This window comes from Acidovorax sp. GW458-11-26-14-TSB4, assembly GCF_059423865.1.
On sequence record NZ_JBWKYR010000001.1, the window covers coordinates 678,656 to 704,446 of the forward strand.

General features: G+C 66.2%; 20 protein-coding genes. 11 read left to right on the forward strand and 9 right to left on the reverse strand.

Features of this window, described 5'->3' with window-relative positions; genetic code table 11:
- Positions 1-6: 6 nt before the first annotated feature.
- Positions 7-1,386 carry a DNA repair protein RadA gene (gene radA / locus AC07X5_RS03205; protein ID WP_007862014.1) on the forward strand — a complete coding sequence of 460 codons (1,380 nt, stop codon included), beginning with the start codon at positions 7-9 and terminating at the stop codon, positions 1,384-1,386.
- 25 nt (positions 1,387-1,411) lie between these two features.
- Here radA and AC07X5_RS03210 read toward each other — a convergent pair whose 3' ends face one another.
- Positions 1,412-3,175 (reverse strand): methyl-accepting chemotaxis protein, encoded by a 1,764-nt coding sequence (locus AC07X5_RS03210; RefSeq protein ID WP_494769035.1) that lies wholly within the window; start codon positions 3,173-3,175, stop codon positions 1,412-1,414.
- 239 nt (positions 3,176-3,414) lie between these two features.
- On the opposite strand from AC07X5_RS03210, the gene AC07X5_RS03215 reads away from it, so the two are divergent.
- Genes AC07X5_RS03215 through AC07X5_RS03240 form a run of 6 tightly spaced genes read left to right on the forward strand, consistent with a single transcriptional unit; the run spans position 3,415 to position 8,119 of the window.
- Entirely contained in the window at positions 3,415-3,861 is a 447-nt protein-coding gene (locus AC07X5_RS03215) for a glycerate kinase (protein ID WP_409954962.1), read from the forward strand.
- Between the two features lie 40 nt (positions 3,862-3,901).
- A complete protein-coding gene (locus tag AC07X5_RS03220; RefSeq protein WP_494769036.1) occupies positions 3,902-4,840 on the forward strand; it encodes a branched-chain amino acid transaminase in 939 nt (312 codons plus the stop codon).
- A gap of 5 nt (positions 4,841-4,845) precedes the next feature.
- Positions 4,846-5,052: a zinc-finger domain-containing protein gene (locus tag AC07X5_RS03225; RefSeq protein ID WP_184854883.1), complete on the forward strand. Its 207-nt coding sequence runs from the start codon at positions 4,846-4,848 to the stop codon at positions 5,050-5,052.
- Between the two features lie 3 nt (positions 5,053-5,055).
- Complete coding sequence (locus tag AC07X5_RS03230) at positions 5,056-5,871, forward strand: glycosyltransferase family 2 protein (protein WP_494769037.1); 816 nt, start codon at positions 5,056-5,058, stop codon at positions 5,869-5,871.
- Entirely contained in the window at positions 5,868-7,127 is a 1,260-nt protein-coding gene (locus AC07X5_RS03235) for an O-antigen ligase family protein (RefSeq protein WP_409956667.1), read from the forward strand. The genes AC07X5_RS03230 and AC07X5_RS03235 overlap by 4 nt, the downstream gene beginning before the upstream one ends.
- Before the next feature lie 17 nt (positions 7,128-7,144).
- Positions 7,145-8,119, forward strand: a complete 975-nt coding sequence (locus AC07X5_RS03240) for a glycosyltransferase (RefSeq protein ID WP_409956668.1) — start codon at positions 7,145-7,147, stop codon at positions 8,117-8,119.
- Positions 8,120-8,126: 7 nt separating this feature from the next.
- On the opposite strand, the gene AC07X5_RS03245 is transcribed toward AC07X5_RS03240, so the two are convergent.
- Together AC07X5_RS03245 and AC07X5_RS03250 are read right to left on the reverse strand one after the other, a co-directional pair.
- Positions 8,127-9,209, reverse strand: a complete 1,083-nt coding sequence (locus AC07X5_RS03245) for an NAD(P)H-dependent flavin oxidoreductase (RefSeq protein ID WP_494769038.1) — start codon at positions 9,207-9,209, stop codon at positions 8,127-8,129.
- A 34-nt stretch (positions 9,210-9,243) separates the two neighbouring features.
- Positions 9,244-10,116: a LysR substrate-binding domain-containing protein gene (locus AC07X5_RS03250; RefSeq protein ID WP_494769039.1), complete on the reverse strand. Its 873-nt coding sequence runs from the start codon at positions 10,114-10,116 to the stop codon at positions 9,244-9,246.
- 94 nt (positions 10,117-10,210) lie between these two features.
- On the opposite strand from AC07X5_RS03250, the gene AC07X5_RS03255 reads away from it, so the two are divergent.
- The gene (locus AC07X5_RS03255) at positions 10,211-11,458 is read left to right on the forward strand and encodes a YbfB/YjiJ family MFS transporter (protein ID WP_494769452.1); all 1,248 of its coding nucleotides are present in this window, start codon (positions 10,211-10,213) and stop codon (positions 11,456-11,458) included.
- On the opposite strand, the gene AC07X5_RS03260 is transcribed toward AC07X5_RS03255, so the two are convergent.
- The 3 genes from AC07X5_RS03260 to AC07X5_RS03270 all read right to left on the reverse strand — a co-directional run bounded on the left by AC07X5_RS03260 (position 11,433) and on the right by AC07X5_RS03270 (position 14,904).
- Complete coding sequence (locus AC07X5_RS03260; RefSeq protein ID WP_494769040.1) at positions 11,433-12,674, reverse strand: HAMP domain-containing sensor histidine kinase; 1,242 nt, start codon at positions 12,672-12,674, stop codon at positions 11,433-11,435. The two genes, AC07X5_RS03255 and AC07X5_RS03260, sit on opposite strands and share 26 nt — an antisense overlap.
- A gap of 15 nt (positions 12,675-12,689) precedes the next feature.
- On the reverse strand, positions 12,690-13,406 hold the full coding sequence (locus AC07X5_RS03265; RefSeq protein WP_494769041.1) for a response regulator: 717 nt from the start codon (positions 13,404-13,406) through the stop codon (positions 12,690-12,692).
- A gap of 133 nt (positions 13,407-13,539) precedes the next feature.
- Positions 13,540-14,904: an AmpG family muropeptide MFS transporter gene (locus AC07X5_RS03270; RefSeq protein ID WP_494769042.1), complete on the reverse strand. Its 1,365-nt coding sequence runs from the start codon at positions 14,902-14,904 to the stop codon at positions 13,540-13,542.
- Positions 14,905-14,941: 37 nt separating this feature from the next.
- Between AC07X5_RS03270 and AC07X5_RS03275 the strand changes: the two genes are divergently transcribed.
- Entirely contained in the window at positions 14,942-15,787 is an 846-nt protein-coding gene (locus AC07X5_RS03275) for a M48 family metallopeptidase (protein WP_494769043.1), read from the forward strand.
- On the opposite strand, the gene AC07X5_RS03280 is transcribed toward AC07X5_RS03275, so the two are convergent.
- Positions 15,784-16,770 carry a GGDEF domain-containing protein gene (locus AC07X5_RS03280; RefSeq protein ID WP_494769044.1) on the reverse strand — a complete coding sequence of 329 codons (987 nt, stop codon included), beginning with the start codon at positions 16,768-16,770 and terminating at the stop codon, positions 15,784-15,786. The genes AC07X5_RS03275 and AC07X5_RS03280 overlap by 4 nt on opposite strands.
- 243 nt (positions 16,771-17,013) lie before the next feature.
- Positions 17,014-17,652, reverse strand: coding sequence for an MBL fold metallo-hydrolase (locus AC07X5_RS03285; protein ID WP_494769045.1), 639 nt, complete (start codon positions 17,650-17,652; stop codon positions 17,014-17,016).
- A gap of 517 nt (positions 17,653-18,169) precedes the next feature.
- On the opposite strand from AC07X5_RS03285, the gene hyoA reads away from it, so the two are divergent.
- A complete protein-coding gene (hyoA, locus tag AC07X5_RS03290) occupies positions 18,170-22,504 on the forward strand; it encodes an NACHT domain-containing antiphage protein HyoA (RefSeq protein ID WP_494769046.1) in 4,335 nt (1,444 codons plus the stop codon).
- 67 nt (positions 22,505-22,571) lie between these two features.
- Here hyoA and AC07X5_RS03295 read toward each other — a convergent pair whose 3' ends face one another.
- Complete coding sequence (locus AC07X5_RS03295; protein ID WP_494769047.1) at positions 22,572-23,099, reverse strand: DUF3016 domain-containing protein; 528 nt, start codon at positions 23,097-23,099, stop codon at positions 22,572-22,574.
- Positions 23,100-23,598: 499 nt separating this feature from the next.
- On the opposite strand from AC07X5_RS03295, the gene AC07X5_RS03300 reads away from it, so the two are divergent.
- Entirely contained in the window at positions 23,599-25,770 is a 2,172-nt protein-coding gene (locus tag AC07X5_RS03300) for a TonB-dependent receptor (protein WP_494769048.1), read from the forward strand.
- Positions 25,771-25,791: the final 21 nt, after the last annotated feature.

Here is a 25,791-nt window from a genome sequence, read left to right on the forward strand (position 1 = left end):
CACGCCATGGCCAAAGACAAGACCCTTTTCAGCTGCACCGAATGCGGTGGTACCAGTCCGCGCTGGCTGGGCAAGTGCCCGGCCTGCGGTGCCTGGAACACGCTGATCGAGCAGGTGGCCGACGCCGGGCCGGGCAAGAACCGCTACAGCACGCCGCAGTTCGCGGGCCTGGCGCAGGCCCAGGCGGTGATGCCGCTGTCGGCCATCGAGGCCAGCGACGTGGAGCGCACGCCCAGCGGCATCGACGAGCTTGACCGGGTGTTGGGTGGCGGCATCGTCGAAGGCGGCGTGGTGCTGATCGGCGGCGACCCGGGCATCGGCAAGTCCACCCTGCTGCTGCAGGCGCTCGACGCGCTGCAGCGCGTGGGCCTGCCCACGCTGTATGTGACTGGCGAGGAAAGCGGCGCCCAGGTGGCGCTGCGCTCGCGCCGCCTGGGGCTGGACCACAGCCAGGTCAATGTGCTGGCTGAGATCCAGCTCGAAAAGATCCTCGCCACCATCGACTCCATGCAGCCCGCCGTGGCCGTGATCGACTCCATCCAGACCGTGTACTCCGACCAGCTCACCTCGGCCCCGGGCTCGGTGGCCCAGGTGCGCGAATGCGCGGCCCACCTCACGCGCGCGGCCAAGGCCTCGGGCGTGGCCATCGTGCTCGTCGGCCATGTCACCAAGGAGGGCGCCCTGGCAGGCCCGCGCGTGCTCGAGCACATGGTGGACACGGTGCTCTACTTCGAGGGCGACACGCACAGCCAGTTCCGCCTGGTGCGCGCCATCAAGAACCGCTTCGGCGCGGTCAACGAGATCGGCGTGTTCGCCATGACCGAGAAGGGACTCAAGGGCGTGAGCAACCCCAGTGCCATCTTCCTGAGCCAGCACAGCGAGCCCGTGCCGGGCAGCTGCGTGATGGTCACCCTGGAAGGCACGCGCCCGCTGCTGGTGGAGATCCAGGCCCTGGTGGACAGCGGCGGTCCCAGCCCGCGGCGCCTCTCGGTGGGCCTGGACAAGGACCGCCTGGCCATGCTGCTGGCCGTGCTGCACCGCCACGCGGGCGTGGCCTGCATGGACCAGGACGTGTTCGTGAACGCGGTTGGCGGCGTGCGCATCAGCGAGCCTGCGGCCGACTTGGCGGTGATGCTGGCCATCACCTCCAGCCTGCGCGGCAAGGCGCTGCCGCGCGGCTTCCTGGCGTTTGGCGAAGTGGGCCTGGCGGGCGAGGTGCGGCCCGCGCCGCGCGGGCAGGAGCGCCTCAAGGAGGCTGCCAAGCTCGGCTTCAGCGTGGCCGTGGTGCCCAAGGCCAATGCGCCCAAGAAGCCCATCGAGGGCCTGACCATCCACGCCGTGGAGCGCGTGGAAGAGGCGATGAACGTGGTGCGGGAGATGGGCTGAGGGCCTTCGCCCTCTCAACCATCCTTCAGAAGGATTCCCAGTCGTCGTCCGAACCCTTGGCCTGCCTGGGGGCGGGTGCAGGTGCTGCTCCTCGGGGCTTGGGCGCGGGCGCTGCAGCGGGTGCCTGCAGCTTGCGCGGCGCGGCAGCGGCCGTGGCGCCCGCCACCCTCGTGGCCGCTGGCGCTGGGGCCGCACGGGCTGCCACCGGAGCACGCACCGGTGCCGGCTTGGGTGCGGGGGCCTGGTAGCCCACATTGAACACCGACACCACCTCGGCCAGGCGCTGGGCCTGGTCGCGCAGCGACGAGGCGGCGGCAGCGGATTCCTCCACCAGTGCCGCGTTCTGCTGCGTCATCTGGTCGAGCTGGGTCACGGCCACATTCACCTGGGCGATGCCGTCGCGCTGTTCGGACGAAGAGGCCGTGATCTCGCCGATCAGGTCCGAGACGCGGCGCACGCTGCTGACGATCTCGTCCATGGCCTGGCCGGCCTGGGTGACCTGCTCGGAGCCCGTTTCCACCGACTCCACCGAGGCCGTGATCAGGCCCTTGATCTCCTTGGCGGCCTCGGCGCTGCGCTGCGCCAGGCCGCGCACCTCGCTGGCCACCACGGCAAAGCCGCGGCCCTGCTCACCGGCACGGGCCGCTTCCACGGCCGCGTTCAGCGCCAGGATGTTGGTCTGGAAGGCGATGCCGTCGATGGTGCCGATGATGTCGGCGATCTTGCGCGAGCTGTGGGTGATGGTCTGCATGCTGGTCACCACCTGGGCCACCACCTCGCCGCCTCGGCCCGCCGCCTGGGCGGCCGTGCTGGCCAGCTGGTTGGCCTGGCGCGCCGTGTCGGCCGACTGGGTCACGGTGGCGGTCAGCTGTTCCATGCTGGCGGCGGTTTCCTCCAGGTTGGCCGCCGTCTGCTCGGTGCGCGACGACAGATCGTGGTTGCCGGTGGCGATCTCCACCGAGGCGTTGGACATGGAGTCGACACCGCTGCGCACTTCCGAGACCAGGCCGCGCAGCTTCGCCGCCATCTGCGAGACCGAGCGCAGCAGGTGGCCGAACTCGTCCTGGCGATCGGTGTGGGCCTGCACGGTGAGGTTTCCGCCAGCGATCGCATCGGTCAGTTCCACCGCCTCGTTGAGCGGCCGGGTGATGGAACGCACCAGCAGGAAAGACAGCGCCAGGCCAAGGAGGAAGACCACGCCCTGGATGGCCCATGCCAGCACCCGTGCGCGGCCCAGGGCGGCTCCGGCCTCCTGCTTGGCGGCGTCGCGCTGGCTCTGCTGCAGCTGCACGAAGGCCTCCAGGGAATCCACATAGCGGCCGATGGCAGCCAGGTATTTCGTTTCCACGAAGGCCTTGAAGGCAGCGGCATCACCGCCCTGCTTGATCTCGCGGGCCTGCTTGTTCAGTGCCAGCACGTTGGTGCGCTCGGCCGCCACGCGCTCCAGCGCGGCCTTGTCGGCCGGGCTGGTGGCCAGTTCAACCACCTTGGCCTGGATGGCCGAGATGCCGGTCACGCCCGCCTTCACACGGCCGTCGAACAGCGTGGTCAGGTCCGCATCGGGGGTGGCGTTGCTGGCCAGCACGCGCTCGCCCGTGGTTTCGGTCGCGCCCTTCCACTGCAGGGCCAGGGTGATGCGCTGGTCGTAGGACTGCAGCGAGACCATGGCTTCTGCCACGACACTGTCGGTCCGGGACTGGGCCCAGATGGAGACCACCAGCATGGCCCCCAGCAGGCCCACGATGGACCCCCACAGCTTGGGGGAAAGGCGTATGTTGTCCAGTTTCATGGCTTGTGCTCCTGCAGGCGTCACCCGGCGTATCCGTTTGTATCAACCAGCGAGCGTAAACCGCAGCGCAGGGTTGCGCCATATGGCAGCCGCTCGCCTGCATTTGATGTAGCGTTTGCACAACGAAAGTGGGGCCGGACCCTCCCGGCGCAGGTTCTGGGGGTGGGGGCTGCAAGCACCCGGGCGGTCTGCGGTCTTCACGCATGACCGTCCGCGCTGGCCATATGACAATACCGCCCATGAATTTTCGCAATATCGTTGTTCCGCTCGCGGCGGTGGGTGGCCTGGTGTTCGGCTTTGTGTCCTATGGATGGCCGGGCGTGGCGGCCGTGGGGGGCGGGCTCATGATGTGGGCCCTGCTGCACTTCACGCGCCTCATGAATGTGCTGAAAAAAGCGGCAGACCGGCCCATCGGCCACGTGGGCAGCGCCGTCATGCTCAATGCCAAGCTGCGCCCCGGGGTGAACCTCATGCATGTGGTGGCCATGACGCGCTCGCTGGGCCAGCTGCTGTCCGACGACGGCGCCCAGCCCGAGCTGTACCGCTGGACGGATGGCACCCGCTCGTTCGTGACCTGCGAGTTCAAGAATGGCAAGCTCGCGAAGTGGGAGCTGGTACGCCCCGTGCAGGAGGAGGAAGTGCCCCAGGCGCCCGCTCCGGTGGCCGAGGTGCCGCCAGCCCCGTAAAATCGCTCTTTTGCGACCTACAGCAACCCAAAGGACCCCCATGAGCCCCGTAGTTCCCTCGATGGCCGACCGTGACGGCAAGATCTGGATGGATGGCCAGATGGTGGATTGGCGCGACGCCAAGATCCACGTGCTGACCCACACCCTGCACTACGGCTGCGGTGCATTCGAAGGCGTGCGCGCGTACAAGACCGCTGATGGCACGGCCATCTTCCGCCTCGAAGAGCATACCGACCGACTGTTCAACAGCGCCAAGATCCTGCGCATGCAGATTCCTTTCAGCAAGGAAGAAGTGAACGAGGCCCAGAAGGCCGTGGTGCGCGAAAACAAGCTCGAATCGTGCTATCTGCGCCCATTGACCTGGATCGGCTCGCAAAAGCTCGGTGTTTCGCCCAAGGGCAACCAGATCCACCTGATGGTGGCGGCCTGGGCCTGGGGTGCCTACCTGGGCGAAGAGGGCATGAAGCGCGGTATTCGCGTCAAGACCAGCAGCTACACGCGCCACCATGTGAACATCACGATGACCCAGGCCAAGGCGGTGAGCAACTACACCAACTCCATCCTGGCCAACATGGAAGCCCTGGACGACGGCTACGACGAAGCCCTGCTGCTGGACAGCAGCGGTTTCGTGAGCGAGGGCGCGGGCGAGAACATCTTCGTGATCAAGAACGGCGTGATCTACACCCCGGACCTGTCGGCCGGTGCCCTGAACGGCATCACCCGCAACACCGTGTTCCACATCGCCAAGGACCTGGGCCTGGAGATCGTGCAAAAGCGCATCACGCGCGACGAGGTCTACATCGCCGACGAGGCCTTCTTCACCGGCACGGCGGCCGAAGTGACGCCGATCCGCGAACTCGACCGCATCGAGCTCGGTAGCGGCAGCCGCGGCCCGATCACCGAAAAGATCCAGAGCGCGTTCTTTGACATCGTCAATGGCCGCAACCCGAAATACGCCCACTGGCTCGCAAAGGTCTGAACACCATGTCCCAAGCTGTGATCGAACTGCTGGCCAAGGACCTGAACGCCCAGGGCGGGGTCTTCTGCCCCAGCCCCAAGGCGGACATGAAGCTGTGGAACAGCCATCCCAAGGTCTATCTGGACGTGGGCCGCAGCGGTGAGGCCAAGTGCCCCTACTGCGGCACGGTGTACCGCCTGAAGGCGGGCGAGCACGTACACGCTGGCCACTGACGGATGTCGGCGGCCGCTGGCGGCGCGAAGGTGCCGCCCACGCTCACGGTGGCGGTGCTCACGCACAACGAAGCCCACCGTATTGAAGCCTGCCTGCGCAGCGCCGCTTTCGCCGACCAGGTGCTGGTCGTCGACAGCGGCAGCACGGACGACACCGTCGCCCTGGCGCAAAGCCTGGGCGCGGAAGTCCATTCCTACCCTGACTGGCAGGGCTTTGCCGTGCAGCGCAACCGGCTGCTGGCCCATTCGCGTGGCGACTACGTGTTCTTCCTCGATGCCGATGAGGTCATGACGCCGGCCTTCCAGCAGGAGGTGCAGGCCATCGTGCGCTCGGGCGAGCGCGCGGTGTGGACCATCCGCTGGCGCATGGTGGCCTTTGGCCAGGAGCTGCGCTACTTCATGTCGCAGTCGCGCATCGAGCGGCTGTTCCTGCGTTCCATGGTCCGTGAATTCACGGGCGTGGTGCACGAGCAGGCCCAACTGAACCCCGAGCCCGGTGGCGCCGCCGTGCCGCGCCGCCTGGTGCGGGCACGGCTGCTGCACTACACGCGCAACTCCGTGCGCACCAGCCTCGAAAAGCTCACCCAGTACGTGATGCTGGGCGCCGCCAAGCGCGCCGAGCTGGGCAAGCGCGGCGGCGTGCTGCGCGGCCTGGCCTCGGGTGGCTCGATGTTCGTGCGCCTGTATGTCTTCCGCCTGGGCTTCCTGTGCGGGGGCGCGGGCTTCCTGTACTGCCTGTTCGTGGCGCTGGAGGGCTTCTTTCGCTACGCCGCGCTGCACTACGACCGCGACAGCCTCACGGGCCGGGTGATCCGGTGACGCTCAGGAGCTATCGCTGGTTCGGGCGCTGTGCCAGCGTGGGCGCCTTCATGGTGCCCGGCCTGGCGCTGTGGCTGCCCTCGGGCTATTCCTACGGCGCGGCGCTGCTGCTGCTGGCGGCGCTGGCCAGTGCCCCGGTGTGGTGGCGGCGCCCGGCGCCGCGCGCCGCCTGGTGGCTCACGGCCGCTTTCTCGTGCATGGCCGCGCTGTGGCTGCTCGACGTGGGCGCCACCTGGGGCTGGGGCAGCATGGACCGGCCGGTCAAGTACCTGCTGGCGCTGCCCTGCATCTTCTACCTGATGACCTTCGAGCCGCGCGCCTCCTGGCTGTGGATGGGCCTGGCCGTCGGGGCCGTGGGCAGCGGCGCCGTGGGCCTGTACCAGATCGGTGTGCAGGGCCTGCCGCGCGCCAGCGGCTTCACCAACGCCATCCAGTACGGTAACCTGAGCATGCTGCTGGGCGTGCTCAGCGGCCTGCTGCTGGTGGTGCAGTGGCGGCGCTGGGTGGCCTGGCAGCGGTTGCTGCTGGTGGCCGCCATCGTGCTGGGCGCGGTGGGCTCGGTGCTGTCGCAGTCGCGCGGCGGCTGGCTGGCGCTGGTGCTGCTCTTGCCCGTGTGCGCTTGGCTGCTGGTGCGCACCACCGGCCAGCGGCGCGTGTACTGGGGCCTGTGCGTGCTGGCGCTGCTCGCGGCAGCCCTGTCCCAGGTGCCAGCGGTGGAGCAGCGCGTGGACGAGGCGCGCCAGGAAATGCAGACCTACCAGCAGCACGGCGATGGCCGCAGCTCGGTGGGCCAGCGCCTGGCCCACTGGCAGCTGGCCTGGCAGATGGGCTGGGACCGGCCGCTCACCGGCTGGGGCCGGGCCGGCTACGAGCAGGAAAAGGCACGCCGCGTGGCCGCAGGCCTGGCGCACCCCGTGGTGCTCGAATTCGGCCATGCCCACAACGAGGTGCTGGACCTGTTCGCCAAGCGCGGCTTGCCCGGTGTGCTGCTGCTGTTCGCGTTCTACGGCATTCCGTTGGTGATGTTCTGGCCCACGGCCCGGCGCATCCGCGACGGCGCGGGCAAGATGGACCGCGAATCGCTCTCGCTGTGCCTGGTCGGCGTGATGCTGCCGCTGTCCTACATCGGCTTCGGCCTGACCCAGGTCTTCCTGGCGCACAACAGCGGCAACATGTTCTACCTCTTCATGTGCCCGCTGGTGCTGGCGGCGCTGCATGAGCGGCGCGCGCGCATCGGCTGCGGCCGCCCTTTCTGAACGAACAGGCTTCCCAGATGCATATCCTGCTGGTCAACAACTCTCCCATCCCGGTCTACGGCTACGGCGGTACCGAGCGCGTGATCTGGGACCTGGGCAAGACCCTGGTGCAGCTGGGCCACCGCGTGAGCTACCTCGTGCCCGAAGGCTCGAGCTGCGACTTCGCCCAGGTGCTGCCGATCAAGCCCGACGCGCCCTGGGACGGCCAGATCCCGGCCGACGTGGACATCACCCACTTCCAGTTCAACCCGCGCAGCGAGCCCTCGCGCCCCTACCTGGTCACCGAGCACGGCAACGCACGCAAACCCAAGCCGCTGCCGCTGAACACCGTGTTCCTGTCGCGCAACCATGCGGCGCGCTACGGTTCCACCGAATTCGTCTACAACGGGCTGGACTGGTCGGCCTACGGCCCGGTGGACTTCGCGCGCCCGCGCGACCACTACCACTTCCTGGGCAAGGCCGCCTGGGGCGTGAAGAACGTGGCCGGTGCCATCAAGGTGGCCAAGCTCGCGGGCGTGGAGCTCGACGTACTGGGCGGTGACCGCATCAACTTCAAGCGCGGCTTTCGCTGGACCTTGTCGCGCCGCATCCATTTCTTCGGCATGGTCGGCGGCCAGCAGAAGAACGAGCTGCTCAACGCCTCGCGCGGCCTGATCTTTCCCGTGCGCTGGCATGAGCCCTTTGGCCTGGCCGTGATCGAGAGCCTGTACTTCGGCTGCCCGGTGTTCAGCACGCCCTATGGGGCCCTGCCCGAACTGGTGCCGGCCGAATGCGGCAGCCTGTCGGCCAGCGCCAGCGAACTGGCCGAGGCCGTGCGCGCCCACCAAGCCGACCCGCGCGCCTGCCATGCCCATGTGCAGCAGCACTTCAGCGCCGAGGCCATGGCACGCGGCTACCTGCGCTACTACGAGCGCGTGCTGGCCGGCGAGGTGTTGCACCGCGAGCACCCCGTTATCCAGGGCACGGCCCGCGACCTCCCCTGGACGCGCTGACCGCCGTTCAGTGCCCCGCGGCGCCCACGCGCGCGCTGGCCTGCTTCCATTCCTCTTCGAGCAGCGCCATCAGCGCCGCTGCGGCCATGGGCCGAACGGCTTCCACGCCCTGGCCGGCCCACAGCGACAGGTAGTCGGCCCGGCCCGCCTCGTTCGAGGCCTTGCGCAGCGCCCCCGTCAGCGCGTTCTGCACGGGGTAGGGCGGCACGGCCATTTCATCGGCCTGCAGGCGCTCCATCAGCGCGTTGACGATGCCGCGCGCGTGGCGCCCCGTCAACGCCCGCGTGGTGCGCGTGTCGGTGCCCTTGGCGTCGGCCAGGGCCTTGCGGTAGGGGGCACCGATGCCCGATTCGTCGCACGACAGGAAGGCCGTGCCCATCTGCACCGCCTCGGCCCCCAGGGCGTGCGCGGCGGCGATACCGCGCCCGTCCATGATGCCGCCGGCCGCCACCACCGACACGCCGCGCGGCGCCAGCGCGTCCACACAGCGCGGCACCAGGGCCATCGTGCCGATCATGGACGACGCGAAGTCGCCGAGGAAGGTGCCGCGGTGCCCGCCCGATTCCATGCCCGAGGCGCAGACCCCGTCGGCCCCCACATCGGCCCAGGCCACCGCCTCGGCCACCGTGGTGGCCGTGCCGATCACATAGCAGCCCGCCGCATGCAGGCGCGCCACCTGCGCCGCGGACACGATGCCGAAGGTGAAGCTGGCCACCGCCGGGCGCGCGGCGATCAGCGCATCGAACTGCGCCGCGAAGTCCTCGCACCAGCGCGCAGGCATAGCCGGTTGCTGGCCGAATTCGGCATACAGCGGGGCCAGCCGGGCCACTGCGGTGTCCACCGTGGCGGCATCGGGGGCCGGAGTGTCCTGCACGAAGAGGTTCATGCAGAACGGCTGGTCGGTGCGCCGCCGCACCTCGGCCGCCGCCTCGATCATGGCCGCTGGCGAACGCATGCCGCAGCCCAGTGAGCCCAGCCCGCCCGCGGCCGAGACGGCAGCGGCCAGGGCGGGGGTGTCGGAGCCGGTCATGGGGCCCTGGATGATGGGCAGGCGAAGCGAAAGGGCGGTACGAAGGCTGTGCTCGGTCATGGCGGGCTCCTGGAACGGGAAGAGAAAAAAACGGTCAGGCGGCAGACAGGGCCTGCTGCAGGGCGTCGAGCGCGCTGGAGCGGTAGCCCTTGCGCCAGGTGAGCAGGGTATCGATGCGGGTGATGGGCTGGTGGCTCAGCATCCCGGCATGGGGCGTCATGGCCAGCACCGAGTGCGGCACGATGCCCACGCAGCTGCCGGCGGCCACGCAGGCGAGGATGGCGTGGTAGCTGCCCAGCTCCAGCACCTGCATGGGCTGCGGCCGGGGGGCGAACCAATCCTGCCCGATGCGGCGGTAGGTGCAGCCCGGTTCGAAGACCGCGAGCGCACCGGGCTGCACGTCCTCGGGCCCGGCCACCGGCGGGTGGCCCGCAGGCAGCACCAGCAGCAGTTCCTCGGTGAACACGGGCCGGGTCTCGAAGACCGGGTCCGGCGCCTGGCCCGGCGGCCAGGCCACCAGCACCGCATCGAGGGCATGGGCGCGCAGCCGCTCCACCAGTTCGCGCGTCGGGGCGGTCGAGAGTTCGAGCGCCACGCCCGGCCATTGGCCGTGCAGGCGCGCCAGGGGCACGGGCAGGCGGCTTGCCGCCGTGCTCTCCATCGAACCGATCCGCAGCCGGCCGCCCGGCGGGCCCGGGCGCACCGCCTGGCGCGCCTCTTCGGCCAGCGCCAGCAACTGGTCGGCATAGCCCAGCAGCACCTGCCCCTCGGGCGTGAGGGCCATGCGCTTGCCTTCGCGCAGGAACAGGGGTGTGCCCAGGTGCGCCTCCAGCTGCTGCACCCGGGTGGTCACATTGGACTGCACGCGCCCCAGCCGCTCGGCGGCGCGCGTGACACTGCCTTCGACCGCCACGGTGCGGAAAATGTCCAGGGCCGCAAGGTCCCACAAAGCGGAAGATTCAAACATCTTTAAAAAGTATTAATTACATAAATTCAATCTCTTGGTAAGATGATGATAAGCAGCGGCATCCGCCGTGGCAACCCCTTCCCCGTATCCCCGTATGGACCAGGTGTCTTCTCCCCCTTCGCCCGGCAGCGCACACCCTACCGACATGGCGCCGTTGCGCGTTGCGGTGGCCGGCATGGTCGCGCTGGCCGTCGCCATGGGCATCGGCCGCTTTGCCTTCACCCCGCTGCTGCCCATGATGCTGCACGACGGCGTGATCGACATCGCCACCGGCAGCTGGCTGGCCACGGCCAACTATGCCGGCTACCTTGCTGGCGCGCTGCTGTACATGGCGCTGCCCTGGCTGGAGCGGCACCTGCGCGCAGTGCCTCGCAATGCGGCGCTGGCGCGTGGCGGCCTCGTGGCCACCGTGGTGCTGACCGGCCTGCTTGCCTGTCCCTGGCCTGCTTCGTGGCCGCTGCTGCGCTTTCTGGCCGGCGTGGCCAGCGCGCTGGTGTTCCTGGGCACGGCCAACTGGTGCATGGGGCAGCTCACCCGGCTGGGGCGGCCCCAGCTCGCCGGCCTGATCTTCTGCGGACCCGGGCTGGGCATCGTGGCCACGGGCCTGCCCACCGGCGCCATGGTCGCTGCGGGCTGGAGCGCGGCGGCCGGCTGGGCCACGTTCGCCGCGCTGGCGGCCGCGCTGTGCGCGCTGGTCTGGCAGGTCTTTGGCGGTAGCGAGGTGCCTGGCAGCGCGGCCGGTGGGCCCGCCACCCAGGTCCTGCCGGCCGCGCACCCCGCGGGGCAGCGGGCCCTGCATGCGCTGGCCTATGGCCTGGCGGGCCTGGGCTACATCGTCACGGCGACTTTCCTGCCCGTGATCGCGCGCGCCGCGCTGCCCGCCGGCTCGGTCTGGCCGGACCTGTTCTGGCCCGTGTTCGGTGCCGGGGTGGCACTGGGTGCATGGCTCTCGACGCGCATCGCCGCGCACCGCGACCGCCGCTGGCTGCTGGCCGGTGCCTACCTGCTGCAGGCCGCAGGCATTGCCCTGGGCCTGCTGTGGCCGGGCCCGGCAGGCTTTGCCCTGGGCAGCCTGCTGCTGGGCCTGCCGTTCACGGCCATCACCTTCTTTGCCTTGCAGGAGGCGCGCCACCAGTGGCCGCAGGCGGCCGCGGGTTTCACGGGCCTGCTCACGGCGCTGTATGGCATCGGCCAGATCGTGGGGCCGCCCATGGCGGCGGCCCTGCTGGCCCATGCGGGCTCACGGGCGCAGGGCTTCGACTGGGCGCTGGGCGTGGCAGCCAGCGTGCTGGTGCTCGGGGCGGGGCTTTACGCCATCATGGCGTGGTGCTGGAAGCGCTGACCGGGAGCCTCAGCACAAAGCATGCGCCGCCGGCACCATCGGGCCGGTCCTCGCAGAACACCATGCCGTTGTGGCGCCCGGCGATCGAACGCACCAGGGCCAGGCCCAGGCCTACGCCGCCGGCGCGCTCGCTGGCGCCCGGCAGGCGGTAGAAGGGCTCGAAGATGCGCTCGCGCTGGCTGGCCGGCACGCCCGGCCCCTGGTCGCAGACGCGCACCTCGGCATGGCCCTGGTGGCGCAGCACGGCCACGCTGATCTCGCCGGTGCTGTAGCGCCGGGCGTTTTCCAGCAGGTTGCGGATGGCGCGGCGCAGCAGCTTGGAGATGCCCTGCACGTCCACCCCGTCGGGGCTGGCGCCCACGTCCAGGTCGGCATCCACGCGCGCGCATTCCTCGGCCGCCAGGCCCACCAGGTCCACGGTTTCCACGGTGCCTACATCGGCCTCGCGCGCGTCGAGGCGGCTGGCCAGCAGGATCTCGTCCACCAGCTGGTCGAGCTCGGCGATGTTGCGCAGGATCTCGGCGCGAAAGGCTGGCGAGGGCTGTTGCCCGCCCATGAGCTCCATGCCCATGCGGATGCGCGTGAGCGGCGAGCGCAGCTCGTGCGAGGCGTTGGCCAGCAGCGACTTGTGCGACTTGACCAGGGTCTCCACCCGTGCGGCAGCGGCATTGAACTGGCGCGCCAGGTCAGCCACTTCGTCCTGGCCCTGCTCGGGCACGCGCACCGACAGGTCGCCTTCGCCGAAATGCTTGACGCTGCGCTGCAGCGCCTCCAGCCGCAGGGTCAGGCGCCGGATGATGGGGTATACGCCCACGGCCACGGCCAGGCCCACGATGCCCAGCAGCCACAGGAAGCCGAACGGTGGCCGGGTCCAGAATGCGGCGTCGCCGCCGCCCCGGCCGCCCCGGTTCTGCGGACGCGGCGCCATCTGCAGCACAAAGGTCTGGCCGGTGTCGGATTCGATGTGGAACTCCACGTTCTCGCCGGGCTCCGAAGGCTGGCGCGCCGCGGGTCCGCGAAACACGACGTCGCCCCTGGCATCGCGCAGCACCATCTCGCGCGAGGGCGGCACGAAGGGCTGGTTGTTGCTCGCCTTCTGCTCCTCGGCGATGCGCCAGGCCCAGCCCACGACCAGGGTGAGCACGGCAATGCCGCCGACCACGGCCAGCCAGATGCGCAGGTACAGGCGCCGGGCGAAGGGGTTGGACAGGCTCACGGGGCTCCCATCCCTTCAATCCTGCTGCTTGGCGAACACATAGCCCACGCCGCGCACTGTGAGGATGCGGCGTGGGTTCTTTGCGTCTGCCTCGATGGCAGCGCGGATGCGGCCCATGTGCACGTCGATGGAGCGGTCGAAGGCCTCGAGCTCGCGGCCGCGCACGGCCTCCATGATCTGGTCGCGCGTGAGCACGCGGCCCGCGCGCTCGGCCAAAGCCACCAGCAGGTCGAACTGGTACGAGGTCAGGTCCGCGGGCTGGCCGCCCACGGTGACGGTGCGCGCATCGCGGTCGATCTCCAGCGTGCCGAAGCGCAGGGCCTGGGCCGCAGGCGTGCCGCCGTCGGTGCGGCGGCGCAGGATGGCGCGGATGCGCGCCAGCAGTTCGCGCGGCTCGAAGGGTTTGGGAAGGTAGTCGTCGGCACCGAGTTCCAGGCCGATGATGCGGTCCATGGGGTCGCCCTTGGCCGTGAGCATGAGCACCGGTACCTGGGCGGCCGGGCCCTGCAGCGAACGGATGCGGCGGCAGACTTCCAGGCCATCCATGTCGGGCAGCATCAGGTCCAGGATCACCAGGTCGGGCAGGGCGGCCGCATCGGGTCCCTGCAGCTCGGCCAGGCCGCTCTTGCCGTCGGCGCGGTGTTTCACCACCAAGCCGGACTGGCCCAGGTACTCGCCCACCATCTCGGCGAGGCGGGCGTCGTCTTCGATCATCAGCAGTTGGGAGCTCATGGAATCAGTGTATTGGGTACGGCCCTATGCTCGCCCAAAGGCGTCACGCCGTGTTGTAGCCTCTGTAAAGCTCCCGTAAACCTCGCGACCGTTGCCAGCGCCTGTTTGCTATGCAATGCATAGCAATGCGCGCTTATCGCGGTGCGCCTGCCGGCGCCTTCACGCGGGAGGCCAGCCAGACCAGGGCCAGCACGGGCAGGCCCAGCAGCGCGGTGGCCGAGAAGAAATGGGCGTAGCCGAACAGGTCGACGTAGCGGCCCGAAAACCCGGCGAGGAACTTGGGCAGCAGCAGCATCAGCGAGCTGAACAGCGCGTACTGCGTGGCGGAGTAGCTCACATTGGTCAGGCTCGACAGGTAGGCGATGAAAGCCGCCGAGGCAATGCCGCTGGCCAGGTTGTCGGCCGAGACCACGGCGATCAGCGCCGTCACGTCGTGCCCGTGGCCGGCCAGCCAGGCGAACAGCAGGTTGCTGCCCGCGCTGAGCAGGGCGCCCAGCATCAGGATGCGCATGACACCGAAGCGCATGGACAGCACGCCGCCCACGAAGGCGCCGACCAGTGTCATCACCACGCCGTAGATCTTGGTCACGGCGGCCACCTCGTCCTTGGTGTAGCCCATGTCCACATAGAAGGGGTTGGCCATGATGCCCATCACCACGTCGCTGATGCGGTAGACCGCGATCAGCGCCAGGATCAGCGCGGCATGCCAGCCATAGCGGCCAAGGAAGTCGGCGAAGGGCTCGACCACCGCGCCCTTGATCCACTCGGCGGCGTTCCTGGCCGGTGGCAGCACGACCTGCGCGGGCTCGCGCGAAAACAGCACCGTGACGATGCCCACCGCCATCGACGCCGCCATCGCCAGGTAGGCGGCCTGCCAGGCGCCGTTCTGGTAGCCGGCCATGGCCTGGCCCACGGCGGGCGCCACCTCGGCGCGCGCGGCGATCCACAGCACGCCGGCACCGGCCCAGATCATGGCCAGGCGGTAGCCCGTCTGGTAGGAGGCGGCCAGCGCGGCCTGGTAGCGCGCCTCGGCCGATTCGATGCGGAAGGCGTCGAGCGCAATGTCCTGCGTGGCCGAGCCGAAGGCCACGGCCAGTGCGCACCAGACGATGGGGCCCAGCATCTCGCGCGGGTCCGCCATGGCCATGCCCACGAGGCCCGCCACCACCAACAACTGGGACAGCAGCAGCCAGCTGCGCCGCCGGCCCAGCCAGCGCGTGAGCAGGGGCAGGGGCATGCGGTCCACCAGCGGTGCCCAGACCCATTTGAAGCCATAGGCCAGGCCCACCCAGCTCAGGTAGCCGATGGTGCTGCGATCAATGCCCGCCTCGCGCAGGCGAAACGAGAGCGTGCCCAGCACCAGCAGCAGCGGCAGGCCGGCCGAGAAGCCGAGCGTGAGCATGCGCAGGCTGGCAGGTTCCAGGTAGATGCGCAGCGTCTGCAGCCAGGAAGGGCGGGGGGGCGCGGAAATGCCGCTGGTGGGGGAGGTGTCTGACATGGGTGCCTGGGTTTTTGTCTATTATTCCTGCATGTGCATGCTCTGCCCCTCTCCCATTGCCGCGTCTTCATCGATGTGGTCGGCGCGCCGCGCGTTTCTTCTGGCTGCGGGGGCGGGCGCCATGGCCCCGGCCATCGCCCAGGTGGATGTGGGCACCTCCTCGACCCTGCGCAAGCTGATCCCGGCCGAGACGCTGGAGCGCTCGGCCGCGCAGCAGTACCAGCAGATGATGGAGCAGGCGCGCTCCCAGCGTGCACTGGCGCCGGACGGTCATCCCCAGCTGCAGCGCCTGCGCGCCATCGCGCAGCGCCTGATCCCGCACACCAAGCCCTGGAACGAGCGGGCCAGCCAGTGGCGCTGGGAGGTGAACCTGATCGGCAGCAAGCAGATCAACGCCTTCTGCATGCCAGGCGGCAAGATCGCCTTCTACACCGGCATCCTCGACCAGTTGAAACTCACCGACGACGAGGCCGCGATGATCATGGGCCACGAAATGGCGCATGCACTGCGCGAGCACGCGCGCGAGCGCCTGGCCAAGACGCAGGCCACCAACATCGGCCTGCGCCTGGGCTCGCAGCTGCTGGGCCTGGGCGATCTGGGCAATGCCGCGGCCAGCCTGGGCGGGCAGTTGCTCACGTTGCAGTTCAGCCGCTCGGACGAGAGCGATGCCGACCTGGTCGGCCTGGAGCTGGCGGCGCGCGGCGGCTACGAGCCCGAGGCTTCGGTGAGCCTGTGGAAGAAAATGGGCAATGCCACGGGCAACAAGCAGGGCGGCCTGGCCTTCCTGTCCACCCACCCTTCGGGCCCGGCACGCATCCAGCAGCTGGAGGCCAATGTGCCCAAGGTGCAGGGGCTGTACAAGGCAGCCCGCCGCAACGGCTAGCCCGCCGTGACGCGGTTGCGGCCGCCGTTCTTGCTCTCGTAGAGCGCCTTGTCGGCCCGTGCAATGGCCGCCTGCAGGTCATCGGGGCCGGCCACCTGCGCGACGCCGAAGGACATGGTCAGCGGCACGGGCGTACCCTGGCAGTCCAACGCGACCTGCTCCACCGCGGCGCGGATGCGCTCGGCCACCTCTAGCGCCGCTACCAGCGGGCTGGCCGGCATCAGCACCAGGAACTCCTCGCCACCCCAGCGTGCGATCACATCGCTTTCGCGCAGCTTGCGCGCCAGCACCCCGGCCACCGCCACCAGCACCCGGTCGCCCATGTCGTGGCCATGGCGGTCGTTGACCTGCTTGAAGTGGTCGATGTCGCACAGCATCAGTGCCACGGGCTCGCCCGTGCGCTGGATGCGCGCCAGCGTATGCCCGGCCAGCGTGTGGAAGTGGGCGCGGTTGTTCAGGCCCGTGAGCCCATCGAGCGTGGCCTGCTTGAGCAGCCGGTTCTCGGCGATCAGGATGGTGCGGCGGTAGAACGCGGCCAGCGCCGCGAACATGCCGAACACCAGGCAGATGTGGAGGGTGTTGACGATCTGCTGCCCCTTGCCGGCCAGCGGCGCCAGCGCGCTCCAGTGGTCGCACGCGAAGCGCAGGCCCAGGTAGTAGGCCAGCAAGGCCAGCACCATGGGCGCGGCATAGCGGCCCGAGTTGGCGATCACGATGGCCGGGATGAACAGCCACAGGTAGTAGTGGAAGCCGCTGTCCCAGCCCACCAGCAGCGAGCCCAGGGCCGAGTGGGCAATCACCTCCAGCCAGATCAGCAGGATGCCGGCCGTGTTGCGGCGCCGCTGGATGAGATGGTAGGCGCCCAGGTACATCGCAATGCTGGCCAGGTTGACCAGCGCCAGCGGCACCGAGCCCAGCCAGAGAAAGAGCACGATGTAGCTGCAGTCGATGGCTGCGGCCGTCAATGCGACCCGCTGCGCCATGGCCCAGTAGGCCTTGCCGGCGACGCTGGAGCCGCGCTGTGGAATGGCAAAGGGGCGGGGGGGGATGGGCGGTGGAAACAGTGCTTGCGGGGGATGCCATGGCGTGACGCTGCCCGGCGCGCGCCTCCGATAGCCGGGATTGTTAACAGAATGTCACATCTTAGAAAATTGCACTGCAGCGCATCGCCGGATCAGGCGGGGCAAAGCATCCCAGTTCCACGTTACCCGTAAAGGGGGAGGGGCTCAGGTGCCACCCACGTAGGGGTTGCTCTTGCGCTCCCGGCCGAAGGTGCTCTCCGGGCCGTGGCCAGGAATGAACACCGTCTGGTCCCCCATGGGCCACAAGCGCCCGGTAATGCTGTCGATCAGGTCCTGGTGGTTGCCCTGTGGAAAATCCGTGCGGCCGATGCTGCCCGCAAACAGCACATCGCCCACAAAGGCTCTGTCGATCTGCGGCGCGTGGAACACCACGTGGCCGGGCGTGTGCCCCGGGCAATGGCGCACCTGCAGCGTCTCGTTGCCGATCTGCACCGTGTCGCCATCGGCCAGCCAGCGCGTGGGCGTGAAATGCTGGGCGGGCGGAAATCCGAACATCGCGCTTTGTTGTGGAAGTGCGTCGATCCAGAACTGGTCGCCGGGGTGCGGCCCCACGATGGGCAGCGACAGCCGCTCGGCCAGTTCGCCCGTGCCGCCCGCATGGTCGATGTGGGCGTGGGTCAGCCAGATCTGGTCGAGCGTCAGGCCCAGGCGCTCCACCTCGCCGAGCAGCACGTCGAGGTCGCCCCCTGGGTCGACGATGGTGGCTTTGTTCGTGGCGTCGCACCACAGGATGGAGGCGTTCTGCTGGAAGGCGGTGACGGGGACGGTGAGGTAGTGGAGCATGGGGGCGTGTGAGGAGCGGGGTTGCGCAAAGTACAGGCACGCATAGTCTCTCAGAGACGTTTTAGCAGCGAGCATAGAGCGCTTTTGCCGAACGGCTATGACCGAAAATTTCTCGCATTGAAACGCTAGATGATTCCGTGGGGGGAAGCCAGCGCTTGCTGACCTGTCGATCAGGCATCCCGATGAGGGCCAACGCGTGCTAGGAATGGTAGGAGATCTGAACGATTTGGAACGGAGGAGATCGCCGCGCGAAGTGACAGCACTGGATTAGGGCGCTAGATCCCAAGCCGGAAAAGAGCAACTATGTGCGTAGACGCGTCGCTAGTAGCCTCCACGCTATTTAGAAGCAGTCACATCGTGAAGTGTGTGATGAAGGGCATTGGCTGTGAAGCACGTGGCCTTAACAGGCGGGCCAACTACTTTGCAGTAACCCGAAAAGCTAGCTTGCGCAACAGCGAGCTAGGGCCGGTCAGATAGTCCAAGATTTGACGTTGATCTGTGCCTATACTTCACGGAAATGCAATCCCGTGTTCGTCGAAGCTTTTTGGACCTCTCGGATGATATGTCCGAGACGTTCGAGTGGGCATCAATTTCCAGGTCCATGGGATGGACGAATGCAGTTGGCTGGAATGAACTGCTTCAATCGCAACGTGTTTTGATGGTTTCAGAAGCAGGGGCTGGAAAGACATTTGAATGCCGTGCTGAGCAGGCCGCACTTTGGAATGAGGGAGTTCCCTCGTTCTACTTCGAACTTGCCGAGTTGGCTCGAAACGCGCCACTGGATTTGCTGAATGCAGACGAACAGGATCGTTTCGACGCGTGGCTCAGTTCGCAGTCAGATATCGCATTTTTCTTTCTTGATTCGGTGGATGAACTTAAGCTCACACTGGGTTCGTTTGAATCTGCGCTCAAACGACTGAGTAGAGCATTGTCGGGTCAACTTGGTAGAGCGCACATTGTGGTGACGTCTCGGCCTATTCCCATAGATCAAGCACTGATTCGAAAGCACCTGCCGGTTCCTACATCGGCAGAAGCCATCGCGGGCGAGGATGCATTTGCTGACATCATGATGAGCAAGGCGCGCGACACGGCCGCTGAGGACAGCGATAACCCTCCTATTTGGAGGAACGTCAGCTTGATGCCGCTTTCAGATGAACAGATTCGACAGGTTGCGGCTTTGCAAGGAATCGAGGATGCGACTCCGTTGCTCGATGATATTCGACGCAGAAATGCGCAAGAGTTTGCAGGCCGTCCTCATGACCTAATCGAACTCTGTGCAGACTGGCAAAACCATCGCAGTATTAGGACGCACCGTGAGCAAGTAGCCTACAACGTGGAGGTCAAGCTCAAGGCAAGTGCTGATAGGGAGCGAGCTCAACTTTCTCAGGCGCGAGGATGGGAAGGGGCAAGTCGGTTGGCACTTGCCTGCCTACTAACCCGCAAACTCACATTGCGCCATAGTGCCGCTGCTGACCGAGGGGGTGCAGCAGGAACCGCGTTGGACTCCGCTGCCATACTGCGTGATTGGACTCCGGAAGAGCGCGAAGTCCTATTGGAAAGACCTCTGTTTGGCTTTGCGAGCTACGGCAGAGTGCGCTTTCACCATCGATCAGTGCTGGAGTATTTGGCCGCTCAGCGACTTGAGTACCTTCTTGGCCGTGGAATGTCCTTGAAAGCTGTCAAGCGCATCCTCTTCACCCAAACCCCGACTGGGATCAAGGCGGTTAAGCCGTCGATGCGGCCGGTCGCCGCGTGGTTGGCACTAACGCGAGCGAGTGTGCTGGAGGAGATACGCGACCGAGAGCCCGAGGTGCTGCTAGAGCACGGTGATCCAGAGTCGCTCCCGCCAGAACGCCGAACTGAGGCACTGCGCGCTTACGTCAATTTGTATGGTTCCGGGACATGGCGTGGATTGCATGTACCTCGAGTGCAGCTGCATCGCTTTGCTTCTGCGGACCTGATGCCGGAGGTCGTGCGGTTGTGGGCGGTCGGAGTGGAGAATGTAGAAGTCAGGGAACTCCTGCTGCAGATCATGGCAGCGGCGCCCACGCGGGAGTGTGCGGAGATCGCCCTCTCAGTGGCTCTATGTGCAACGGCGCGGACTGGGGAGCGCGTTGACGCAATTGATGTGCTCGTTGCGTTGCCGGATCATCGCATCGATTTGGTGACCCAATCAATGGATGCGGAGCCGCATGCATGGCCAGACAGCCTCCTGAAGAATCTGCTCGCAAGACTCGTCCCGAAATCAATAGCCGCTGACCGCGTATCTCGCATACTCGGTCGGCTGACAACCTCGCGGCGTGATGTTAACGCGCTCAATTACTCATTGGTTCCGGTGATAGCGTCTGAAGCTATGCCCGACGGCTACTTGGACATTCTGCGTGAGGAACTGACAGCACTGAGTGTTGAAGGCGTTCGATGGCATGAAGCATGGCCGCATATCGAGTCTTCCAGACCGCACCTACTATCAGTAGTCGCCGCAATTTGCCTTCGCCAACTTAACGAAGGCGAGTCGTCTGATTCCCTGTTTCATTCGATTGTGGTGGTGCTGCGGCTATCAAGGGAAGCAGATCACTATTTGGAGAAACGCCCTTTAGCAGAACTAAGGAAGACCCTTTCTGTGCAGTCAGCGTCCATCAGACGCCGGCTGTTTTGGATCGATGATGCCTATAGCGAGCTGCTCCATCCGCAGGACACAGCCTGGAGACGCCTGTACGAGGCCAGCCATAGAGGTGCCATCCGCCTGGATCGAAAAAGGGACTGCGACTGGGTGTTTGACCAGCTTCGCTCCATCGATGTGCCGCTAGCTGAACGGCATGTCTTACTTGAAGCCGCGTCTCATGAGATGTGGGATCACAAGGAGGATAGGTCGGAGTACTTGGGTCGAATACAAAAACAAGTATCGGACTCTCCCGAACTACTGAGAGCGATTGCTGAGTTACTCAAGCCCGCCCCAGTGGATCCAGAACTGACTCGAATGGAGGCCGAGGACCGCAAGCGGACCGAACAAGGTAAACGCCGCATTGCAAAAAACAAAGCGAGTTGGACGCTGTTCTGGCGCGAAGTTGCAAGCAACCCGACGACCGCATTCAGTCCAGACCGCGCCGGCCGTACCGCCTGGAATCTTTGGCAGGCGATGGATCGCGCAGGAGATGAAAGTCGATCCTCTGGCTGGAATCGCCGTTTCATTGAAAAGCACTTTGGCACAAGCGTCGCAGATAGCCTTAGAGTGGCGTTAGCAAAAATCTGGCGAAGTGACCGCCCTTCCCTGAGATCAGAGAGGCCGGAAGACGGGAAAAATTCCTTTCTAATTCGTTGGCAGCTTGGACTTGCCGGCGTCGCAGCAGAGGCTGAGGATCCGAACTGGGCGCGAAAGCTCTCTGTTGAAGAGGCCGAGCTGGCAGTCCGTTATGCGCCTCTTGAATTGAATGGTTTTCCGTCGTGGCTCGATAGTCTCGCGAGTGCACACCCCGTAGCAGTGGTTGGAGTACTTGGACCGGAAATAGCGGCTGAGTTGATAGCGCCAGCCTCGGAAAACTCCTCTCGTATTTCACTTCAGAACATCAGTTATGCCACACCGGCGGTGGCCTCGTTGTTCGTTCCTACGATCAAGAGCTGGTTTGAGACCAATGCTCACACTGTGGGGAGCGGGGAAGACCCTTGGAATGCTTCTGAGCGGCTTAGCCGAGTAATTGACATACTTTTAAAGCATGGCGATGAAGGCGTTTGTCACAGTGTGACGAACATAGCGAGTCAACAACTGTCACAACGGGGAATGGAGTCGGCTCTTGCAACGGTTTGGATGCCGACCTTGATGCGGCTGGACCCGGCACAAGCAACGGAACTACTCGAGCAAGATTTGACAGATCATGCGCTGGAGGAAACGCACGAGAGGAGTGAGAGCATAGGAATACTGTTCAGTGATCTCCACGGGCGAGGTGGGATCAACCTAAGCAGTCCTGCATTCACACCTTCGCTGCTTTTGCGACTAATCAGGCTTGCACATCGTAGTGTCAATTCCAAGAACGATGTGGAGGATGAAGGCGAAGACGGACCTGCAAAGCGTGACGATGCGGAGCGAGGTCGAAATGCACTGGTTTCTGCTCTTCTTGAGACGAGTGGGCAAGGGGCTTGGCGTGCCAAGCTAGAGATTGCCGAAGATCCAGTGTTGGCATCATGGCGTGATCGCATTCTGACAATTGCACGCGAGAAGGAAGCGGAGCAATGTGACGCAACTGCGCTGTCAGACGCACAAGTAGTTGTCATAGATTCTCAGCATGAAGCTCCGCCAGCTACGACAGAAGACGTTTTTGCGCTTTTAGTAGATCGATTGGACGATATCGGAGATCTTTTGTTGCGCGATGACTCACCTCGTGCCACGTGGGGGTTGATTAACGAGGAACGAATCATGCGCCGCGAGATCGCCCGAGTTCTACGCCAGACAGCGAGCGGGCTCTATGCCGTCGACCAGGAAGGCGTGACCGCAGACGAGAAAGAAACGGACATCAGGCTACGCATGAACGATGTAGATCTTGAAGGAGTCATTGAGTTGAAACTGGGTGATGGCCGCTCAGGCCGCGACCTGCGGGACACTATTCGTGAGCAGCTTGTTCTTAAATACATGGCTCCTCAAGCATGTCGTTCCGGATGCCTACTTGTCACCGTGAACCACACTCGGCAATGGGACGATCCCGACAGTGGTGCCCGAATCGCTGTCGAGGGGCTTGAGGCCTGGCTAAAGCAAGAAGCAGAGAAAGTTGCTGCGGAAATGGGCGGGCTGCTGCAGATCACGGCCCGAGTGCTGGATCTGCGGGCTCGTCTAACCATAGAAGGTGCCGCCGCAACCACATAGCTTTTGCGTCTCCGGTGTAGGGTTCCTGGCCGACAGTAGACATCGGTAGTGAACTTGGGGTGACTTGTTATCGCACTCCAAACCGCTTCTCAAACCACTTGTCCAGCAGCACCTTTTCATACCGCAGACGGTCTCCGCTCGAATAGCGATTGCTCGGCACCATGAAGTTCAGGTCGCTGAGCACCTCTTCGCCGCCGGACACCGGGGCGCTGCCATCGCGCGCCAGGCTGTAGCGCAGCTTGATGCGCGGCCCGGTGATGTCGGTGACCACGCGGACGTCGGAGCCGCTGGCGCCCAAGGGCGGGAAGTGGCCGGCCAGGTCGATGTCCAGCACCTCGACCTTGAGGGTGTCGGTGGGTGCCAGGCCCCGTGTGGCCAGTCGCTGCAGGTGCTGCTCCAGGTCGCGCAGCACCTGGGCGCGGTCGGATTCATTGGCCACGGGGTGGGCGTAGCTGGCATCGGTGTACTTTTCCGACGCGATGAAGGCGACGCTGGCGGTGCCCGCGAACGCGGAGGCGGTGGCCGTGCCGGCGGCGATGCAGCAGGCGGCCAGCATCAGCAGGCGGGAAGGGCGTTGTCGGTGCTGCAGCAGCATGGTGTGTTCCTCCATCATGGTGAGTATGACGACGGATGGAGACCTGGGTTCCCCGCGGGGGAATAGGGGAGGGGGTGGGGGCGCCGGTCCTCCGACATCCGGCTGGAAAGCGGCGGATGGGGGACCCGGCTGAGGATGGGAAGGTGCGCAATTGCGGGGCGGCGTGTGCCCTGGAAGGCCCGTTTTCGTTGTAGTGATGCAACAGATTGATAACTACTTTGCTGCGAATTTTGTAGCAACCGTTCTCGCCTTGCGGCCGATTCGGGTTTTCCCGGCCCGGTGAAGAGGGGCCGCTGATGGGCTTTACAGAGTCGAGCCTAGCCGTCCGAAGGGTGCTAAATTAAAATGCGAATAGTTGTCGTTCTGATTTGTTTCGGAGAATGGGCCGGCTGCCCCTTGCGGTGCCCCCTGGTTGTACGACTTCCCACCATGAAACCTACCCGGCCACGGCCGGGTTTTCGTTCGTCTTTTTCCTGCTTCCCTGATTTCGGCCCACACCATGCAATCCTCGACATCCCGTGCGTCTCAGCGCTTCGCCCCCAACCCCCTGGCCCTGCTGGTGCGCCAATGCCTGGGCGCCGGCCTGGCCGTCGCTGCTGTGGGCGTGGCTGCGCAGACCAGCACCTCGGGCCCCACGCTGGACGAGGTCAAGGTGCGCGAGCAGGCCGAGGCCATCGGCGGCCTGCAGAAGACCTACCACGGTGGTCAGTTCGCGCGCGGCGGTGACCTGGGCATCCTGGGCCGCACCGATCAGATGAACGTGCCGTTCAGCACCACCAACTACACCAACGAGCTGATCCAGAACCAGCAGGCCCTGACGGTGGCCGACGTGGTGATGAACGACGCCTCCGTGCGCTCGCTGCAGGCGCGCGGCGGCTACGGCGATGACTTCCAGGTGCGTGGTCTCACGGTGTCCAACACCGACGTGAGCTTGAACGGACTGTTCGGCCTGAGCCCCTCGACCCGCATCCCGCTCGAAATGATCGAGCGCGTGGAAGTGCTCAAGGGCCCAGGCGCCCTGACCAATGGTGTGGGCCCCAGCGGCAGCGTGGGCGGCAGCATCAACCTGGTGACCAAGCGCGCGGCCGATACGCCGATCACGCGGCTGAACACCACCTACATGGGCAAGGCCCAGTTCGGTGCCCACGTGGATGTGGGCCGCCGCTTCGGCGAAGACAACCAGTGGGGCGTGCGTGCCAATGCGCTGGTGCGCAACGGTGAAGGCAATGTGGATGGCGGCCGCCAGCGTGCCGACGTGGCTGCGCTGGGGCTGGACTACGCCGGCGGCCGCCTGCGCTGGTCGCTGGACGCATTCGCCACCGAGGGCGAAACCAAGCAGTTCCGCCCCCAGACGGCCTTCCGTGCCGGCGTCACGCAGATGCCCGCCGCGCCGGACAACCGCACCAGCATCTACCCCGGTGCCAACCTGACGGACGACATGCGCACCGTGATGTCGCGCCTGGAATACGACATCAACGACAGCACCACCGTGTACGGTGGCGTGGGCTACACCCACAACACCAACGAGCAGCACTTCCCGACCGCCGGGCTGCGCGTCGATGGGCTGGGCAACTTCACGGTGGCCAACGGCTACTACGACGCCTACAACAAGACCTCGTCGGCCGATGCGGGCCTGCGCACCAAGTTCCAGACCGGTGGCATTGGCCACACCGTGGCCCTGGCCACGAACTACCTGGACCAGGAGATCGGCTACTTCTACCAGCTGACCACCACCTACGCCCCGTCCAACATCTACAACCCGGCACCGCTGCCGACCATCAACTTCCCGCGTGGCAACCCGGGCAAGAGCACCGAGCTCACGCAGCACAGCGTGGCGCTGGCGGACACCATGTCCTTCGACAACGGCCGCTACCTGCTGACCGTGGGCGTGCGCGACCAGACCATCGAGCAAAGCGGGTTCAACGTGACCACCGGCGCGGCGACCAGCTACTACAAGGCCAGCGCCGTGACGCCGCTGGCCGGCCTGGTGTTCAAGCCGACGAAGAACGTTTCGGTCTACACCAACTACACCGCCGGCCTGACCCGTGGCGGCACGGCCGGTCCCGGCACGGCCAATGCGGGCGAGACCTTCGCACCGCAAAAATCGAAGCAGAACGAAATCGGCGTGAAGGTGGACTGGGGCCAGCTGACCACCCAGGCCGCGATCTACCAGATCAAGCGCCCGAGCGCCCTGACCGACCCAGCCACCAACCGCTACAGCTTCGGTGGCGAGCAGCGCAACCGCGGCTTCGAGCTGACGGTCTACGGCGAGGTGCAGCGCGGCCTGCGCGCCATGGCCAGCGCCTCGTTCAACAACGCCAAGCTCACACGCACCGCCGGTGGCGTGAACCAGGGCAACGATGCGGCCGGCGTGCCGGACCGCACCTTCAACCTGGGCCTGGACTGGGACACGCCCGTGCAGGGCCTGAGCGTGAACGGCCGCGTGATCAACACCTCCGGCATGTATGCCGACGCCACCAACCGCCTGCGCGTGCCGGCCTGGACGCGCCTGGACATCGGTGCCCGCTACGCCACCAAGGTGGCCGGCAAGCCCGTGGTGCTGCGCGCCAACCTGGAGAACGTGTCCGACAAGAATTACTGGGTCATCAGCAACTACGTGACCGTGGGCGCACCGCGCACGCTGATGCTGTCGGCCGCGGTGGACTTCTGAGGCATGGATGTGAGCGGAGTA